This window comes from Nonomuraea basaltis (genome assembly GCF_005893125.1).
GTDB lineage: Bacteria > Actinomycetota > Actinomycetes > Streptosporangiales > Streptosporangiaceae > Nonomuraea > Nonomuraea basaltis.
This window is the reverse complement of the sequence record NZ_VCJS01000059.1, coordinates 1-18,497: the sequence shown is the minus strand read 5'-3', so window position 1 is coordinate 18,497 and position 18,497 is coordinate 1. Positions and strand designations below refer to the sequence as shown.

Annotated in this window: 13 protein-coding genes; 7 read left to right on the top strand and 6 right to left on the bottom strand. The window is 70.7% G+C overall.

Annotated features, from left to right (window positions below; genetic code table 11):
• Positions 1 to 4: 4 nt before the first annotated feature.
• Entirely contained in the window at positions 5 to 1,234 is a 1,230-nt protein-coding gene (locus EJK15_RS26520; RefSeq protein WP_138713184.1) for an ABC transporter substrate-binding protein, read from the bottom strand.
• Positions 1,235 to 1,382: 148 nt separating this feature from the next.
• Between EJK15_RS26520 and EJK15_RS26515 the strand changes: the two genes are divergently transcribed.
• From EJK15_RS26515 to EJK15_RS26505, 3 genes are all read left to right on the top strand, one after another.
• Positions 1,383 to 1,889: a PadR family transcriptional regulator gene (locus EJK15_RS26515; protein ID WP_138713183.1), complete on the top strand. Its 507-nt coding sequence runs from the start codon at positions 1,383 to 1,385 to the stop codon at positions 1,887 to 1,889.
• Positions 1,890 to 1,956: 67 nt separating this feature from the next.
• Entirely contained in the window at positions 1,957 to 2,685 is a 729-nt protein-coding gene (locus EJK15_RS26510; protein WP_138713182.1) for an ABC transporter ATP-binding protein, read from the top strand.
• Between the two features lie 33 nt (positions 2,686 to 2,718).
• Positions 2,719 to 4,986, top strand: coding sequence for an ABC transporter permease (locus tag EJK15_RS26505; RefSeq protein ID WP_138713181.1), 2,268 nt, complete (start codon positions 2,719 to 2,721; stop codon positions 4,984 to 4,986).
• On the opposite strand, the gene treS is transcribed toward EJK15_RS26505, so the two are convergent.
• The gene (gene treS / locus EJK15_RS26500) at positions 4,973 to 6,682 is read right to left on the bottom strand and encodes a maltose alpha-D-glucosyltransferase (protein ID WP_138713180.1); all 1,710 of its coding nucleotides are present in this window, start codon (positions 6,680 to 6,682) and stop codon (positions 4,973 to 4,975) included. The two genes, EJK15_RS26505 and treS, sit on opposite strands and share 14 nt — an antisense overlap.
• Positions 6,683 to 6,944: 262 nt before the next feature.
• Entirely contained in the window at positions 6,945 to 8,579 is a 1,635-nt protein-coding gene (locus tag EJK15_RS26495) for an asparagine synthetase B family protein (protein ID WP_138713179.1), read from the bottom strand.
• A 137-nt stretch (positions 8,580 to 8,716) separates the two neighbouring features.
• On the opposite strand from EJK15_RS26495, the gene EJK15_RS26490 reads away from it, so the two are divergent.
• The 4 genes from EJK15_RS26490 (at position 8,717) to EJK15_RS26475 (ending at position 14,132) form a co-directional block, all read left to right on the top strand.
• Complete coding sequence (locus tag EJK15_RS26490; protein WP_240777226.1) at positions 8,717 to 10,564, top strand: hypothetical protein; 1,848 nt, start codon at positions 8,717 to 8,719, stop codon at positions 10,562 to 10,564.
• A gap of 151 nt (positions 10,565 to 10,715) precedes the next feature.
• Entirely contained in the window at positions 10,716 to 11,339 is a 624-nt protein-coding gene (locus EJK15_RS26485; RefSeq protein WP_138713178.1) for a DALR anticodon-binding domain-containing protein, read from the top strand.
• A 124-nt stretch (positions 11,340 to 11,463) separates the two neighbouring features.
• Entirely contained in the window at positions 11,464 to 12,846 is a 1,383-nt protein-coding gene (lysA, locus tag EJK15_RS26480; protein ID WP_138713177.1) for a diaminopimelate decarboxylase, read from the top strand.
• Positions 12,843 to 14,132 (top strand): homoserine dehydrogenase, encoded by a 1,290-nt coding sequence (locus EJK15_RS26475; protein WP_138713176.1) that lies wholly within the window; start codon positions 12,843 to 12,845, stop codon positions 14,130 to 14,132. The genes lysA and EJK15_RS26475 overlap by 4 nt, the downstream gene beginning before the upstream one ends.
• A 13-nt stretch (positions 14,133 to 14,145) precedes the next feature.
• On the opposite strand, the gene EJK15_RS26470 is transcribed toward EJK15_RS26475, so the two are convergent.
• The 3 genes from EJK15_RS26470 to EJK15_RS26460 are packed head-to-tail and all read right to left on the bottom strand — an operon-like array spanning position 14,146 to position 18,373.
• Positions 14,146 to 15,828, bottom strand: a complete 1,683-nt coding sequence (locus EJK15_RS26470; RefSeq protein ID WP_138713175.1) for a glycosyltransferase family 2 protein — start codon at positions 15,826 to 15,828, stop codon at positions 14,146 to 14,148.
• Positions 15,825 to 17,939, bottom strand: coding sequence for a glycosyltransferase (locus EJK15_RS26465; RefSeq protein WP_138713174.1), 2,115 nt, complete (start codon positions 17,937 to 17,939; stop codon positions 15,825 to 15,827). The genes EJK15_RS26470 and EJK15_RS26465 overlap by 4 nt, the downstream gene beginning before the upstream one ends.
• The gene (locus tag EJK15_RS26460) at positions 17,936 to 18,373 is read right to left on the bottom strand and encodes a hypothetical protein (protein WP_138713173.1); all 438 of its coding nucleotides are present in this window, start codon (positions 18,371 to 18,373) and stop codon (positions 17,936 to 17,938) included. Before EJK15_RS26460 ends, EJK15_RS26465 begins: the two co-directional genes overlap by 4 nt.
• Positions 18,374 to 18,497: the final 124 nt, after the last annotated feature.

Sequence of the window (18,497 nt, the reverse complement as noted above, 5' to 3'; positions counted from 1 at the left end):
TGCCTCACTGGGTTCTGATGATCTCTTCGAGTTCGGACTTCATGGAGGCCGCGACGTCGTCGGCGGACTCGGGTGTGGGGGTGCCTAGGGCCTTGGCGACCGAGCTCGCGATCACCAGGCTCAGCTGGTTGTAGTTGGCGCTCACCGGCCGTGCCTTGGCGGCCAGGATGCTCTCCTTGAGCACGGGCAGGTACGGGAAGCGCTTGATCAGGTCGGGATCGTCGTAGAGCTCGGTCCACACGGGCGGGAACGACCCCTCGGTGAGGACCCGGCGCTCGTTCTCCAGGCTCGTGAAGTAGCGGATGAACTCCTGTGCCGTGTGCTGGTGCTTGGAGTAGGCGCTGATGGCGAGGTTGGCGCCGCCCAGCGTGCTTGACCCGGGCCCGGTCAGCCCGGGCAGCGTGGTCACCGCGACCTTGCCGCCCAGCTCGGCCTTCGCCGGGCCGTACGCGTGCGGCCAGTTGCGGGAGAACGCCAGCCGGCCCTCCTGGAAGGCCAGGCGCGCCTCCTCCTCCTTGAAGCTCAGCGCCTCCTTGGGTATCCAGCCCTCGCGCAGCCCCTGGAGCAGGAATTCCAGCGCGATCTTGCCCTTGGCCGGGTCGAAGGTCACCTCCGTGCCGTCGCGGTTGAGGATCTGACCCCCGGCCGACTGGACGGCCTCGGAGAAGTTCACGGTCAGCCCCTCGTAGGCCAGGAACTGCGCGGCATAGCCTCCTATGTCATGCTTTTTCCTGATTTCTCGTGACTGGTCGCGAAGCTCCGCCCACGTCCTCGGCGGCTTCTTGACCAGGTCGGTCCTGTAGTAGAGCAGTCCCGCGTTGCTCGTGTAGGGAACCGCCCAGAGCTTGTCCTTGTAGACCGCCGTTTCCACGACGGGCGGCAGGAACCTGTCGAGCGGGAACAACCCGCGCTCCAGGGGGATGATCCAGCCGTTCTCCGCGAACTCGGCAGTCCACACCACGTCGAGCCCCAGCACGTCGTAACGGCTGCTCTGGGCCTGGAGGTTGGCCACCATCTGAGCGCGTTGCTCGTCGGCGGCCTCGGGCAGCTCCAGCAGCGTCACCTTCTCGGCCGGGTGGGCCTGGTTCCAGCGATCCAGCAGGGGTTGCAGGTACGCCGTGGTGTCGCGGCCGGTGGCGAACGTGATGGGCCCGGTTCCGCCCGTCCCCGTGTCGCCGCCGCCCTCATTGCTCGCTGCTGAGCAGCCCGCCGCCAGGAGGAGGAGGGTCGTCATGAGTGGTAGCGAGCGCAGCACTCTGTTTCCTCCGTGTTCAGAGCGGTTACATACGTGTTAGGTAGATGCATTTATGTTATGCACACCTGTAATCTGTAGGTCAACGGATAACCGCGTAACGCATTCGTAACATGGCAGGAGGTGGGGCGTGCGGCTTCACCTGCTGGCGCTCTTGGCGAAAGAGCCGGCTCACGGCTACGAGCTGAAGCAGGCGCTGGAGCAGACCTTCGGCAGCGCCTATCCTTCCCCCAACATCGGCCAGATCTACGTGACGCTCGGCAGGCTGGAGAAGGACGGCCTGGTCAGGGCTGTGGACGTGGAGCAGTCCAACCGGCCCAACAAGAAGGTCTACTATCTGACCGCCAAGGGTCGCGACCTGCTCACCACCTGGGTGGACGAGCCCACCGAGGGGCCCAGGGTACGCGACGAGTTCTTCATGAAGCTCGTGCTCGCGCCGCTCACCGGCATCGCCGACCGGATGGCGCTGATCAACCGTCAGCGCCGCCACTACCTGGGGCTCATGAGCGACCTCAACGACCTCCTGTCCCGCACGCCGCCGACCGACCGGGTGGCCATGCTGCTCATCGAGGGGGCCATGCTGCACCTGCAGGCCGATCTTGACTGGCTGGAGCGATGCCAGGAGGATCTGGCATGAGTGAGCGAAGCGGACGATCAATCAAACACCGCCACCTGGTGCTGATGCGACCGATGAAGGGGGGCGCATGAGCACCGTTCTGAAAGCGGTCAATCTGGTCAAGATCTACCAGGATGGCGCGGTTCCCGTGCCTGCCGTGCGCGGCGTGGACCTGCAGGTCGAGCCGGGTGAGTTCGTCGCGATCATGGGTCCTTCCGGGTCGGGGAAGTCCACGCTGATCCACATGCTGGGCGGGCTCGACACCAGGACCAGCGGCGAGATCTGGCTCGACGGCAAGCGCGCCGACACGCTGTCGGAGAGCGCCTGGGCGCTGCTGCGGCGCAAGAAGATCGGGTTCGTCTTCCAGTTCTTCAACCTCGTCGCCAACATGACCGTCGGCGACAACGTCGAGCTGCCCGCGCTGCTGGCCGGGGCCTCGCCCAAGGTGGCCCGCGAGCGCCGGGAGAGCCTGCTCGGCGCGCTCAACCTCACCGATCGGGCCGACGCCGCGCCCGCCCAGCTTTCCGGCGGCGAGCAGCAGCGGGTCGCGCTGGCCAGGGCGCTGGCCAACCAGCCCAGTCTGCTGCTGGCCGACGAGCCGACCGGCAACCTCGACAGCCGCAACACGCGTGACGTGCTCCGCCTGCTCACCGAGGTGCACAAGGAGGGCCAGACGATCATCATGGTCACGCACGACGCCCGTGTGGCGAGCCTGGCCGACCGGCTGGTGTCGCTGTTCGACGGGGAGATCGTGGACGACGGCCGGATCGCGCGCAGGCGTACGGGCACCGCCGGAGAGGTGATCGATCTCCGGTGAGGACGGACGCGGGAGCGCTGTCGTGAGCGACTCATGAGCACAGCGCCGGCCGGGAGCCGGTGGATCAAGGCCGACCTGCGGGCCAGGAAGGGCCAGGCGGTGCTGACCGTGCTGGCCGTGGCCGGGATCGTGGCCGCCCTGATCACCGCGGCGACCCTGCTCGAGGACGGCACGAACCCGTGGCGGAGCCTGTTCGCCCAGACCGACGGTGCCCACGTCTGGCTCTTCACCAAGGAAAGCCCGCAGGTGGCCCTGGGCGGCATCGACGGAGTGACGCAGACCGCGGGCCCGTACCGGTCGGCGCCCGTGACCGTGGCGCAGGAAGGCAAGAAGGAGCCCGCGGCGCTGCGCGGGATGCCCGCCACGCCGCCGCAGGTGGCGCACCCGGTGGTGGCCGAGGGCAGGTGGCTGGACGCCGCCCAGCCCGACGGGGTGGTCGTCGAGCGATCGTTCGCGACCGCGCTGCGGCTCAGGATCGGCGCACCCTTCACGGTCATCGCGCTCAGCGGCGAGCGGCACACCCTCTACGTGCGCGGCATCGCCGACTCCGCCGAGCAGGGCTTCTACCCGCAGTGGACGCCCGGCCTGGCCTACGTGCTGCCCGCCACGCTCGACAGGATCGAGCCCATGTTCGGCCGCAGCGAGTGGGTGACCGGGTTGCGTCTGGCCGACCCCGACGCCACGCAGGTCGTCTCGCAGCGCGCGGTCGTCATGCTGGAGGACCGGCTGCAGCGGGTCTACACCTGGCGCGAGGTCAGGGCCGCCATGGAGCTGGACAACCGGCTGCTCGGCACGCTGCTGGCGCTGTTCGGGGTGGCCGGGCTGGTGGCGGCCGCGCTCGCGCTGGCCAACGCGGCCGGCGGCCGGGTGCTCGGCCAACTACGCGACCTGGCCACCCTCAAGTCCCTGGGCTTCACCAAGGGGCAGGTCGCGCTGCTGCTCCTGATCGAGCACGGCGCCCTCGGCCTGCTCGGCGTCGCGCTCGGGGCGCTGGCGGGCTGGGGCGTGATGGCCATGATGCTCGGCGCCACCTCCGTGGCGCCCATGCCGGTGCTGGCCATCATCGGGGGCACGGCGCTGCTGGTGCTGGCCGCCGTGGGCCTGCCCGCCTGGCGGGGCGGGCGCACGCCGCCGATCCCCGCCCTGCCCGCCTCGCCGCCGCGCGGCCACCTGTCCAGACTGGCCAGGCTCGCCCTCCTCGTACGCCTCCCGCCCGCCCTCGTCCTCGGCACCAGGGACGCCTTCACCAGGCGGGTGCCGGCGTTCCTGACGGCGTTCGGGCTGGCCGTGCCGATGATGATGATCACGATCGGGCTGGGCGTGTGGGCCACGCTCGACAACTTCGCCGACCATCCCGAGCAGGTGGGCCAGCATGCCTCCCTCCACGTCAGGCCGGGCAAGCTGGAGTCGGCCGACGCCAAGCGCATCGCCGAGCAGGACAGGGACGTGGCCGCGGTCTACCCGGGCACCGACGTCAACGCGCTGGCGCCGGGAGAGGCCCGTTCGGTCAGGGTGCGGGCCATCGGCAGCTCGACGGAGCCGTACCCGTTCCCGGTGGTCGAGGGCCGCAAGTACGGCCGCCAGGGCGAGGCCCTGGCCGGGCAGGGCCTGCTGGACCTGCTGGGAGTCAAGATCGGCGACCGGGTGCGGCTGACCGTGGGCGGCACGCCGCTGATCGTCAGGATCGTCGGCAGGACCATCGAGCCCGACCTGGACGGTGAGGTGCTCTCGGTGGGGCTCGACAGCCTGGCGGCCAAGGACGCGGTGCCGCCCGAGTTCTACGCGCTCGCCCTGAACCCCGGCGCTGACCAGGCCGAGGTACGCAGCCGGCTGCTGGCCGAGTCGGGCGAGAGCCTGGACGTGCAGGCCGCGGTCAACCCGGCCGACCGGCTGGCGATCATCAGGGTGGTGATCGTCGCGCTGATCGCGGTGCTGACCCTGATCGGCCTGGCCAACCTGCTCACCGCCAGCGCGCTCGGCCTGCGCGACCACGCCTTCGACCTGGCCGTGCTCAAGGCGATGGGGCTGACGCCGCGCCAGGTCATGGCCACGCTCGTGATGGGCACGGGCCTGCTGGTCGTGCTCGGCGTCGGCGCGGGCGCCGCGGCGGGCATGTCCGTGGTGACGGGGCTGATCGACCTGCAGGGCCACACGAGCGGCGTCGGAGCGGGCATCGGCCGCCCGCCCTCGGCCTTGACGCTGGCCGTCGCCGTGCTGTCGGCCGTGGGCACGGCCCTGGCGGTCGCGCTCATACCCGCGCGCCGTGCGGCCCGTGCCCAGGTGCCGGTCACGTCACGCTGACGGCCTCCGCGCGCTTGAGCGCGAACCAGTAGAAGCCGTGGCCGGGCAGCGTCAGCAGGTAGGGCAGCTCCCCGATCGGCGGGAACGGCACCCCGCCCCGCGCTTCGACCGGGATCATGCCCTCGAACCTGCGCAGATCCAGCTCGACCGGCTGCGGGAACTTCGACAGGTTGTTCACGCACAGCATCACGTCGTCGTGGTCCTCGCGGACGTACGTGAGCACGGCCGGGTTCGACGACCACATTTCCGTGTAGGCGCCGACGCCGAACACCCGGTGCCTGCGGCGGATCTCCAGCATGTTGCGGGTGAAGTGGAGCAGCGAGCCCTGGTGGCGCTGCTGGGCCTCCACGTTGACCGCCTGGTAGCCGTAGATCGGGTCCATGACGGCCGGCAGGTAGAGCCGCCCGGGGTCGGCCGAGGAGAACCCGGCGTTGCGGTCGGGGCTCCACTGCATCGGCGTGCGGACCGAGTCGCGATCCTCCAGCCAGATGTTGTCGCCCATGCCGATCTCGTCGCCGTAGTAGATGATCGGCGAGCCGGGCAGCGACAGCAGCAGCGCCGTGAACAGCTCGATCCGGTCTCTGTCGTTGTCGAGCAGAGGGGCCAGTCGCCGGCGGATGCCCAGGTACGCGCGCATGCGCGGGTCCTTGGCGTACTCGTTGTGCATGTAGTCGCGCTCTTCCTCGGTCACCGTCTCGAGCGTGAGCTCGTCGTGGTTACGCAGGAAGATGCCCCACTGGGCGTGCTCCGGCAGCTTCGGAGTGCGCGACATGATCTCGGAGATCGGCTCGCGGGTCTCCTTCTTGACCGCCATGTAGATGCGCGGCATGAGCGGGAAGTGGAAGGCCATGTGGCATTCGTCACCGCCCGTGGTGGGGTCGCCGAAGTACTCCACGACGTCCTCCGGCCAGCCGTTGGCCTCGGCCAGCAGCACCCGGTCCGGGTAGAGGCGATCCACCTCGGCGCGGATCTTCTTCAGGTACGAGTGCGTCTCCGGCAGCCCGGCGCACGCGGTGCCCTCGCGCTCGAACAGGTAGGGGACCGCGTCCAGCCGGAACCCGTCGATGCCCAGGTCCAGCCAGAACCGCAGCACTTCCAGCATGGCGTCCTGGACTGCCGGATTGTCATAGTTCAGGTCCGGCTGGTGGTGGAAGAAACGGTGCCAGTAGTACTGCTTGCGCACCGGGTCGTAGGTCCAGTTGGACTCCTCGGCGCCGATGAAGATGACCGGCGCGTCAGGGAAGCCGCCGGGGTTGTCGGACCAGACGTAGAAGTCGCCGTACGGCCCGTCGGGGTCGTGCCGGGACGCCTGGAACCAAGGATGCCGGTCGCTGGTGTGGTTCATCACGAGGTCGGTGACGATCCGCAGGCCACGCTCGTGGGCGGCCTCGATCAGCTGGACAAAATCCCCCAGATCACCGAAATCCGGAAGGATCTTCATGTAGTCCGAAATGTCGTAGCCGCCGTCGCGCAGTGGCGATTCGTACAGCGGCAGCAACCATAGGCAGTCGACCCCGAGCCACTCGAGGTAGCCGAGCTTCTCGATCAGCCCTCGCAGGTCGCCGGTGCCATCGCCGTTGGAGTCCTTGAACCCCCGGACGAGAACCTCGTAGAACACCGCCCGCTTGTACCAAGCTGGATCCTCCGAGACGAACGCCTCGGAGATCGGCTCCGGCACTGGGGATGCGTTGATCATATGTCGCTCACAGGAAGAGATGTGGGCAGGACGGAGTCACCGGTTGCCCCGGCGTTCTTATCTGGTGACCGCGCCGCGTGGAGTCGTCATCCCTGCGAACTCCATGCCCTCGAACGGGATCGGATTTGTGATCCGGTGCCCGTTTGTGCGGCGCTTACGGGCCGAACACTACCAGCCCGTTGGCTTTCCGGAACCCGCTTCTGCTGTGCGACGTTTAATACCCGCGAGATCCGTATGTAATCATCCTGTTACCGAGCGTTCATCAAAAAGGAGTCGCGACGTCCGTCAGGTCGTTCTCGAAGTCGGTCAACCAGAGTCCGAAGAGTACCAATCCGCGTGCCCAGAAGCGGTCATTCCAGCCATTGAACCTGGTCAGAGCGTCGGGACCGCCCGCGATCACCTCGTGCAGCTCCTCCGACAGCAGCCCCGGCACCCGGTTCGCAACCGTCTCCAGCATGCCGTGCGCATATTTTCGGGCAGGCGCGGCAGTGGACCGCAGCGGCACCCGCTGGAGCGGTTGCTTGACCACATTCGTGGACGGCAGTGCGGCCACCCGCGGATTGGCCGCGTGCAGCACCTCGCGGTAGAAACGGCCTTTGTCTTTGCGGGCCACGCCGACCGACAATGCGGCGTCGAAGAAGGCCGGGTGGATGAACGGCGCGGCGAACGAAGCCTCGGGGCCGACCAGGTTGACCGCCGAGCGCGCGATGCCCCGCACGGTCCTGGTGTGCAGCACCGACAGCGGCAGCTCGGCCCGGTGGCCGTGGAGCATGGAGGTGGAGGCCGCGAACTGCTCGCGTACGGTCTCCGCCATCCACTGCGCGGCGTTCTCGGACAGGAACGGCTGTGAGGGCGCGCCCAGCGACAGCGAGCCCAGCACGGCCGCCGACCGCTCGGCCTGCGTCCGGGCCTCCAGGGCGGCCCCGCTGACCATGAAGTTCTTCAGCAACGGCCCGCCGGCCAGCCCGTCGACCAGGATCCGGCCCGCGCCGTGCACCTCCTTGGCGAAGGGGGCGTACCAGGCGTGGTGCGGCGTCAGGTATTCGAGCCTGCGGGCCACCTCGGTCGCGTCCGCAGGGTAGTCGGCGGCGTCCTGGGTGATCACCCGGTGCGGGATGTCCAGCTCCTTGGTGATCGCCCGGGCGAAGGCGATGTCGGTGTCGGTGCCGTCGTCGGGACTGGTCGTCCACGACTCGACGTCCGCGCCGCGGGCCTTGGCCACGCTCGCCAGCAGCCGCGAGTCGTAGCCGCCGCTGACCGGCACCAGCAGCTTGCGGCCGTCGTAGTCCGCGTAGACCTGGTGCAGCAGCTCGACGATCTCGTCCGGGCTGACCCACGCCTCGTAGGGCTCGGTACGCAGCCAGCGCGGCAGCCGCCGCTCGGTGGCCACCCTGCCGTGCTCGAACACCAGCGCGCTCGACCCCGGCAGCCGCTTGACGTCGGTGTACGGCGTCGCCTCGCCCAGCGGGAACGTCACCTGGATGATCGAGGCCCAGGCCGACCAGTCGATCGTGATCGGCACCAGGCTGAGCAGCGGCTGGATCAGCGACGAGAAGTAGACGGCGTCGCCCTCGCGGACGTAATAGACGTCCACCAGCCCGAGCGCGCCCGTGTGCAGCGTGACCCGCTTGCCGTCGCCCATCAGCCCTGGGGTCTCGTACGTCTCCGCGACCGTGATCCAGTCGTCGAGGGCGGCCGGCCTGCGCTCGCCCCAGGAGAACGCGTACGCGTCACCGGTCCGGTGGTAGGGCGGCAACGGCGTGGAGCTGAACAGCGCCGCCTCGGCCGTCTGGAGCGCCGGACGCACGCGGGGGCCCGCGGCGGTCAGCTTGCCGAGTATGGCGGTGTCGATCCGGCCGAGAGCGCCGCAGACGTAGGGCCGCACATTGAACTGCACCGGATCTCATCCCTTCGAGCCGCTTCTCACGAAAGAGTATCCTTTGCCGGGCTAAGGAAGCGGAGGCCCGTGAGCGAGCGGAGCGAGTGAACAATTGGACACAGCGTCTTTGACACCGGGCCGACGAAGGAGGCCCGGTGTCTACTGAGCTTGAGAGCACTCGTAAGGCGTTGCGGGATGCCATCGCGCAGGCCGGGCGCGCTGCCGAGCTGGCCAGGCTGCTGGATGCCGCCCAGGCCAGGCTGGCCGACGCTGAGCGGAGCGTCGAGGAGGCCAGGGCGCTGGCCGAGCGGCTGAGCGAGACCGAGGAGCGGCTCGCGGACGAGCAGGCCGCCGCCGACAAGCTGCGCAAGGAGCTGGCCGAACAGCGGTTCCAGGCCGAGGTGGCCAACTGGAAGCTGTCCTCGATCAGGGTCGCCCGCTGGAACCGGCTCGGCGACGCCATCAAGAGCGGCAAGAGCAACCCCGTGCGCCTGGCCAGGGGCCTCAGGGGCGCCGCCAAGCCGGTCAAGCGGCCCACCGCGCCCAAGCGCAAGCCCGTCACCGCCGGCCAGGCCGCCAAGGATGAGCGCCCGGGGGCCGCGTTCCAGGCCACGACTTCGACCAGGACGCTCGGCGGCGCCTCGTTCAAGCTCAAGCCGTTCCGGGTGCCGACGGGCCCCAACACGCGGCCGCACCTGACGGCCGCGGTGATCGCGGACCAGCACGCCGAGGCGCTGCTGCGCTACGAGTGGCGCCAGACGACCGGCTTCACACCACGCGACTTCGCCCGGGTGCTCCCGCTCGAGGTGCCCCACCTGCTCGTGGTCGAGTCGGTCACGCGGGGGCCGTGGCTGGAGGAGCTCACCGGCGAGCCGGGCGAGGGGCTCAAGGCGCTGCTGGCCTGGTGCGCCGAGCGCGGCATCCGCACCGTGTTCTGGCACACGCAGGGCGAGGTGGCCGACTACGCCGCCGCGGCCCAGCTGTTCGATCACCGGTTCACGAACGACCTGTCGGTGCCCTGGCCGCGGCTGCAGTTCGGGATCCAGCCCAGGATCCACAACCCGCTGCCGCTCGCGGGCGGGCGCATCGACCGGGTGCTCACCCTCGACCAGCTCCTGCCCGGCCATCTGACCTACCCCGACGTGCTGACCTCCTACCGCTGGCCGGCCGCGGCGGACTGCCCGCCGGGCACAACGCAATGGCGGCTGGCCGAGATCGCGGCCTGCGCCACGCCCATCGGCACCGAGGCGGACGGCCGGCGGGCGCACGTGGCGTTGCGGCGGGCGTACCAGATGGGCACGATGACCGAGCGGATCGACGAGCTGCTGGACGCGATCGGCCTGCCCAGCGCCCGCGCCACGCTCAACACCTCCGTTCTGCTGCCCATCCTGGACCCGTACCTGATGGAGCACGGGCTGGCGCAGGTCGCCAAGCAGTCGGGCGTGGCCCAAGTGATCGTCATCGGCCCGCCCGAGGCCGAGCTGCGCGCCCGCGACGTGCTGCCGGACGTGGAGGTCGTCTACCGCCGCCCGCATCCCGCGATGACCGAGGGCGCGATGCTGAGCGCCGGCCTCGATTTGTGCGAGGCCGACCTGGTGGCGGTCATGGACCCGCGCGACGTGTACGGCCCGCACTACCTGTCCGACCTGCGGCGGGCCTTCCTGTTCAGCACGGCCGACATCGTGGGCAAGGCCGCCTACTACGCCCATCTGCGCAAGCCCCAGGCCACGCTGCTCCAGCAGCCCGACGCCGAATACGCCTACCTCCCGGAGATCACCGGCGCGACCCTTCTGGCCCGCCGGAACGCGCTGCGCGAGCTGGACTTCGCCGACCTCACCGAGGGCTGGGACGAGGTCCTCATGCGGCAGTGCCGCACGGACGGGATCAAGGTGTTCTCGGCGGACAGGTTCGGATACGTGCAGGTGCGCGACGAGGACCGCTGGCTTCTGGGCGCCGCCCAGCTGGTCGAGTACGGCTCGGCGGAGCCGCACGCGCTCATCTGAGCCGGAGCGCCGTCGCCAGGGCCATGAGCAGGTAGCCGGAGGCCTGGACATCCCGGGTGACCGCCCGGCGGGCAGGCCCGCCAAGGATCCGGCGACGAGCTGGGCGATCGCGAGCCCCGGGTCGGAAGTTCCCTGGCATAGGGTCGTCGGCGTGACGCTTGGGGAGCTGGCCGAGGTGCTGGGGGAGCCGCCCGTCCCCGAAGGCACGTGGGAGCGGGAGGCGCTCTACGTCTCGGCCGCGGCCCTGCGGCGGCGCGTCCCCGCGGACGAGCTCGCGGCGCTTGTGCGCGCGCTGCCCGGGGTCGCCGGAGTCGAGGTGCGGGAGAACGGATTCCTGCGGATCGCCGTGTCCGTGCCCGGGGAGATCGTGGCGACCGCCGAGCCCGTCGACATCCCCGAGCCCGGGTGGTCTGACTCTCCCCGCACCTGGGAAAACCCCGGGTTCGTGGTCCGGTACGCGCACGCGCGGGCCTGCGCGGTGCGGCGGTGGGCCGGGGAGCTCGGGGTGCCGGTCGCCGGGTTCCGGCCCGAGCTGCTCTCCGATCCGTACGACCGGCGGGTGCTGCGGGTGCTGGCCGAGCTGCCCGGGCGGCTGGTCAGCAGAGATCCTGGGTGGGAGACGTACCTCGTGCGGCTGGCCCTGGCCTACCACGACGCTCACGAGCACGCGCCGGCCGTGCCCCGCGGGGACGAGCCCGCCCGGCCGGTGCACACGGCGCGGGTGCGGCTGGCGGAGGCCGTGCGGGGAGTGCTGATGGGACCGGACCGGCTATGACGGATTGCAAAATATCCGGAAAAAAGGCGAAAAAGCGTAAAAATATCCCACGAACCCCTTGATCGTGTCTCGATACGTGGGCACGGGGTCATGGGGGAGTTGCGGTTCCGATAGCCTCGATCGGGTGAGTCGATTCGTCCATCCAGCCGGGGACCGGCACGCCGAGATGCTGCCCCACGAGCGCCCACCGCAGGCGCCCGCCGACCTCAACCAGATCAACCCCTCGATCTGGCCCCGAACGTCGACCCGGACCGATGGCGCGCTCACGGTCGGCGGCGTGGACGTACGCGACCTGGCCCGCGACCACGGCACGCCGCTCTACATCCTTGACGAGGACGACGTGCGCTCGCGCATGCACGACTACGCGACGGCGTTCGCCGGCTCGGACGTCCATTACGCCGGCAAGGCGTTCCTGTGCAAGGAGATCGTCCGCTGGCTGAAGGACGAGGGCCTCGGGCTCGACGTGGCCAGCGGCGGCGAGCTGGCGGTCGCGCTCAGCGTCGGGTTCCCGGCCGAACGCATCACGATGCACGGCAACAACAAGTCCTCCGCCGAGCTGACCAGGGCCCTGGACGCCGGGGTCGGGCACATCGTGGTCGACTCCTTCGAGGAGATCGCCAGACTCGGCTACCTCGCCGAGCGGCTCGGCAAGCGGCCCAAGGTGATGATCCGGGTGACCACCGGGGTCGAGGCGCACACGCACGAGTTCATCGCCACGGCGCACGACGACCAGAAGTTCGGCCTGTCGCTCAACGCCGGGGCGGCCGCCGAGTCCGTGCGCCGCATCCTCGCCCTTCCGCAGCTCGAGCTCGTCGGCCTGCACTCGCACATCGGGTCCCAGATCGTCGACACGGGCGGGTTCGAGGTGGCGGCCAGGCGCCTGGCCACGCTGCTCGTGCAGATCAAGGACGAGCACGGCGTCGTGCTGCCCGAGCTGGACCTCGGCGGCGGCTACGGCATCGCGTACGTCGAGGACGACGAGGCGCCCGACATCAAGGAGCTGGCCGACGACCTGCGCGAGATCGTCGCCAAGGTCTGCGTGGACGCGGGGCTGCCCGTGCCCCGGCTGACCGTCGAGCCCGGCCGCGCCATCGTCGGCCCCGGCGGCATCACCCTCTACGAGGTCGGCACGGTCAAGGACGTCGAGGGCCTGCGGACATACGTCAGCATCGACGGCGGCATGAGCGACAACGTCCGCACCGCGCTCTACGGCGCCGAATACACCGCCGTGCTGGCCAGCCGCGAGAGCGCCGCCGAGCCCATGCTCAGCCGCCTGGTCGGCAAGCACTGCGAGAGCGGCGACATCATCGCGCGCGACTGCCACTTCCCTGCCGACCTCGCGCCGGGCGACCTGGTCGCCGTGGCCGCGACCGGCGCCTACTGCCGCTCTTTGGCCAGCAACTACAACTACCTGCCCAGGCCCGCCGTGGTGGCCGTCTCGCGCGGCGCCGCCCGCGTGATCGTGCAGGGCGAGACCGAGGACGATCTCTTGAGGGGGCAGCTGTGAAACCGCTGAAAGTGGCTCTTCTGGGCTGCGGGGTCGTCGGCTCGCAGGTCATCAGGCTCATGCACGAGCAGGCCGGCGACCTGGCCGCCCGCATCGGCGCCCCGCTGGAGCTGGCCGGGGTCGCCGTACGCCGCCTGGGCCGCAAGCGCGACATCGACGTGGACCCGGCGCTGCTCACCACCGACGCCGAGGCGCTGGTCGCCCGCGACGACGTCGACATCGTGATCGAGGTCATCGGCGGCATCGAGCCCGCCCGCACGCTGATCGTCTCCGCCCTGTCCAGGGGCAAGTCCGTGGTCACCGCCAACAAGGCGCTGCTGGCCGAGTACGGCGCCACCCTCTACGAAGCCGCCCGGACCGGCAACGGCGACCTCTACTCCGAGGCCAGCGTCGCCGGGGCCATCCCGCTGCTGCGCCCCCTGCGCGAGTCGCTGGCCGGCGACCACGTCAAGCGGGTGCTGGGCATCGTCAACGGCACCACCAACTACATCCTCGACAAGATGGACACCACGGGCGCGTCCTTCACCGACGCCCTGGAGGAGGCCCAGACCCTCGGCTACGCCGAGGCCGATCCCACGGCCGACGTCGAGGGCTTCGACGCCGCCGCCAAGGCCGCCATCCTGGCCGGCCTCGCCTTCCACAGCCGCGTCACGGCCGCCGACGTGCACCGGGAGGGCATCACCGAGATCACCGCCACCGACGTGGCCTCGGCCAAGGCCATGGGCTGCGTGGTCAAGCTGCTGGCCATCTGCGCCCGCTCCGACGACGGCCGCTCGTTCGGGGTGCGGGTGCACCCGGCGATGATTCCGCGGACCCATCCGCTGGCGGGGGTGCGGGAGGCGTACAACGCGGTCTTCGTGGAGGCGGAGTCGGCGGGGCAGCTCATGTTCTACGGCAAGGGGGCCGGCGGGGCGCCCACGGCCTCGGCCGTGCTGGGCGACCTCGTGGCCGTCGCCCGCAACCGGCTGGCCGGCACGCGCGGGCCGGACGAGTCGACGTACGCGGACCTGGCCGTGCATCCCATGGGCGAGACCGTCACGCGCTGCCACGTGGCGCTGGACGTGGCCGACAAGCCGGGCGTGCTGGCGCGCGTGGCGGAGCTGTTCGCCAAGCACGACGTCTCCATCCAGACGGTGCGCCAGGAGGGGCACGGGGACGACGCCCAGCTCGTCATCGTCACCCACCGCGCCACCGACGCCGCCCTGGCGGCGACGATGGAGGGGCTGCGGGAGCTGGACATCGTCCGCGCGGTGGCCAGCGTGATGCGGGTGGAGGGCGACGACTGACCGCCCAGAGGCGCTAGACGTCCGGGAAGGCCAGGTTGCGGACGCGCCGGACGGCACGCTTCAGGACCGTGCGGTCCTGCTCGCGGACCAGGCGCATCGCCTCGCGGCGCCAGGACTCTGCCTTCTCTCGCCAGCGCGCCGCGTCCCTGCCGTTCTTGCCCGACTCCCTGCGCAACTGGGCGAGCTCGGCGCGAAGGGCGGCCGTGCGCTTGCGGTAAAGGGCGATCTCCTTCTCATGGGCGGCCGTGAGCTTGGCGATCTCAGAGACCGGTTTCTTGCGGGGCGGGTAGACGGGCGGGCGGCGTTTGAAGCCTGAGGTCTCGCCGTCCGCCCATTCCAGGCCGAAGAGGGCGTCGATCAGGTCGTCCTGGTCGTCCTGGGGGGTGGCGACCAGGGCGGCTCTGGAAAGGGCAGACGTGCGGTCCAGACGGGCCACGGTCACGCCCTGCTCGGTCTCCTCCAGGGCAATGCAGAGGGCGCCCGTGTCGTGCTCCTCCATGTACGCGATGAGGTGCTCCAGCGTGTCCTTCGACGGCACCCAGCCCGGGGGCACCTGGAGACGGAACGGCGACCGGGAGCCGGGGGCGACCGGGTCCACCGTGAGACGGACCCGCGGATCGTGCTCGAACGTGGCGTGGATGAGGCGCAGGTCGAGGTCCGGGTCGGTGAGCGGCGAGCGGCGGCCGCCGGTCAGCGCGTCCCAGGGGCCCGGGACCGTGACCCGGACGTCCGGGATCGAGCTCGCCAGCAGGCCGTCGACCGTCGCCCGGACGTCCTCGTACGAGCCCGGCGGCACCACCGCGTCCACGTACGGCACCAGCCACTGGCGGCCCGGGTCCGTGCGCAGGTAGCGGCGGTAGGGGACCCGGTCGGCGATGTACGGGTCGTTGTAGCGCTTCAGCGCCGCGAAGTCGCGCATCGCCGTGGGCAGCCCGATGTGCCACGAACGAGACTCCGGGTCCGGGACGAACACCACGCCCGCCTGGGTGAGCCGGTAGCCCAGCTCGGTGTCCTCCGCCAGCACGAGCGAGGTGTCCATGCCGCCGATCGAGCGCAGCAGCGCGGCCGGGTACGACACCGTGGCCCCCACGTGGATGCGGGTCGCCAGCGAACTGGGTGCGGTGCGCAGGCCGTCGTGGTCATGAATGATCTCCTCCGCCCAGTCGTGCCGATAGGGGGAGAGCGGGAAGAGAGTGTCCTCCGCGCCGGATTCCACGGCCCCGCGGACCTGCTCAGGCGAGGGGAGGGGGCCGGGCGCGGTGAAGTCGATCCAGCCCAGCACCACCACGTACGGGGCCAGGTGGTGCCAGCGGAGCTGGGCCTCCACGTGGCGGCGGTGCGGGACCATGTCGGCGTCCAGCACGAAGAGGACTTCGCCGGTGGCCGCGTCCAGGCCCGCCTGCACGGCCCACGCCCGGCCCCAGCCGCCCGGCGGACTGGAGATCAGCTTCGTCTTCGCCGGGGCGAGGTCGGGCAGGCGCAGCGGCGGGGCGCTGCCGTCGTCCACGACGATGACGTCGAGGAGGTGCTCCGGGTAGCTCTGGGCCGAAAGGGCGGCCAGGGTCAGGTCCAGGGTCTCCTGGCGGTCGTGGGCCGGGATGACGACCGTGACGGTGAGTGACGGCTCCCACGCGCCCAGAGCGGGGGGCGTGAGGACGCCGAAGTCGTTGTGCGGAATGCGGGGGATGCTGCTCATGGGCGGAGGCTCCCGTCCAGCTCCATGAGGGCGTTCGGGCGGAAGCCGCGCCACTGCCGCCGGTTCCGCTGCAGGAACGTCCCGATCGGCTCCTGCCACGTGTGGTTGGCCGCCGGGCCCCTGCGCAGGATGTAGCCCAGGCCGTGCGTGCGGTAGATCTGCCCGCCCGCCGCCTGCAGGGCCTCCTGGAACTGGGTGTCCACCGAGCGCCGCAACGGCCGGAACCCGCCGATCGCCTGGAACGCCGAGCGCTCCACCAGGATCGTCCCGCCGGCGACGAAGCTGGTGATCTGCTCGGTGATCTGCCTGCGATGCACGGTGACGTCGATGGAGGACAGGTAGACGAACTCCGGTACCGTGCCGACCACCTGCGCCCCCGAGTACGAATGCGCCAGCAGCAGGTCGAACAGGAAGTCGGGGCCGTACCAGTCGTCGTCGTCCATCTTCAGCAGGAACGATCCCGACGCCCTGGTGGCCGCCTCGTTCAGCACCTCGCCGAACACGGCCTGGTGGTCGGCCTCGTACACGGTCAGCGGGCCATCGAACGCCGCGATCGCGGCCGCCACGTCCGGATGTCCCTTCGGCACGCCGTGCAGGGCGAGGATCACCTCGAGCTGGACGTCGCGCTGGCGGGCGATCTGGTCGAGGGCGAAGGACACCATGTCGGTACGGCGGGTGGCCAGCAGCACCGACGTGAGTGGGGGAGCGGGGGCCGGCGCGCCGAGTTGCTCCCACCTGGCCGCCACCCCATGGGTACGCAGGGCCGCGCGGCGCAGGCGGATGCTGTGCTCCTCCCGCCGCAGCTCGTCGGCCAGATCCGGACAGCGCTCGATGAGCTGGATGACGTCCTCTCCGAGCGCGCCCGCCCAGCGCGGCACCGCCTCCGCAACCAGCGGCACCCCGGCGGTGGCCAGCCCGGCCAGGACCCTTACGGCGGCGAGCGGGCCGCTGTGCGCGTGCCGCCAGTCCACCTCGACGCCGCGGACCTGCCGCAGCCTGGCCACGTCCGCGTCCGTGACCCCGCCCGACTCCGCGAACGACGTCACGACCTTCCCGTCCAGCACCACCGACCAGCGTCCGTCCCGCTCGGCCAGTGACGCCATGCCCCGGGACGGGGTGGTCACGAAACCCTGGGGGTTGACCAGCCGCTCGTCCACCGGGGGCACCATCGACGGCTCGCTCAGCACGTCCGGGTCGGCCAGCGGCGAGTCCGCCATTCCGGGCCGCCCGAGACGCTCCCAGCTCGCCGCGCGAAGCGTCGGCCGCTCAATGGGCGTCTCATCCCCGGCCCACTCGACCGGCCCCACGTCCTCGGGTCCCGAGGCGGCGACCACGCCTTCGGCGTGCGTGCCGGCGGCCGCGTTTCCGGCGCCGTCAGTCCGCGCGATCTCGCCTGTGCCGTCGGCCTGCGCGACGGCGCCTGCGCCGTCGATCTGTTCTGGAGGGGGTTCGGAGCTGCCGGTCGTGCGCAGGACCATGTCGCTGCCCGGCGCGCCGACCCGCTCCGGAACCGGCCCCGTCACCTCGGCAGGAGTCGCGTTCGGATCGCCCGGCCGCCAGTCGGCCGCCCCGACGCCGGCGATCGCCGCCGCCGGTGCGGTGATCACGTCCAGCCGATGCCCGGCGAACGCCCGCGCCGTCGCCGTCACGGTACGCCCGGCGGGCGTGGGCGCGGAGAAACGGGCGTCCACCACCCAGACCCGATTCTTGGGCTGATACACCCGCAGGTCCGTCAGCGACCGCCACCGGTGCGCGGGCGTCGGCGTGGGCACGGGAGCCGGATGGGCGGCAGGCGTGTCGAGTACGGCCACCACCACCCGCTCGGCCTGCGGCAGCAGCTTGTGCAAAGTGGCGATCCTGCGCAGGTCGGCCGGCGTCCTGGCCAGCACCAGAACCTCCCGCACCTGGTCGGGCTCGGCGGCCGGCTCCACCAGATCCCGGTCGAGATCGACCACCCCGGCCGGCGCAGCCCGGCCCTGAGCGGTGTCGCCACCTGTGCCCCGATCCTCGGCGTCCGAGCGGCCCCGCGCGGCGTAGATCGGGTCGACGTCGTCGATCCCGGCGAAGAAGACGGGAGCCCCGCGCAGCTCCGCCAGCAGCTCCCGGATCATCCGGCGCTCCGCAGGTGCCTGATCAGCGAGCGCAACCGCCCGCCGCGCCTGCCGCGCTCGACGACCGGCTCGGCCGCCGACAGCCGTTCGACCTCGGCCTGCAGTCGCTCCACCGTGCCCCGCAGCTCCTTGATCTCGCCCAGCCGCTGCTGCGCCAGCGCCCGCCACTTCGCCGGATCGCCGGAAAGCGGCTCGGCCTCCTCAGCCACCGCGAAACCGTACTCGCCCCCGCTGACCCACTCCGACCCGAACATCTCGTCCACCAGGTCGTCGGTCCCGCCCTCGAACAGGGCGGCGCGGGCGAAGGCGGCCGTGCGCTCCAGACGCGCGGCCACGACCCCGTCCGCGCTCTCCCCCAGCGCCGCGCACACCAGCCCGAGCAGGTCCTCGTCGGCACGCCGTGCCAGCTTGGCGAGTGTGTCGGCCCCCAGCACCCATCCTGTCTCTTAAACACATCTCCGAGCCCACGAGACCCTAAGACCACTCGTATGCCGTCTTCTGCTTGAAAAAAAAAAAAACAAAAACACCGTCTTTGAGTCAACTAGAGCTGAAGTGATA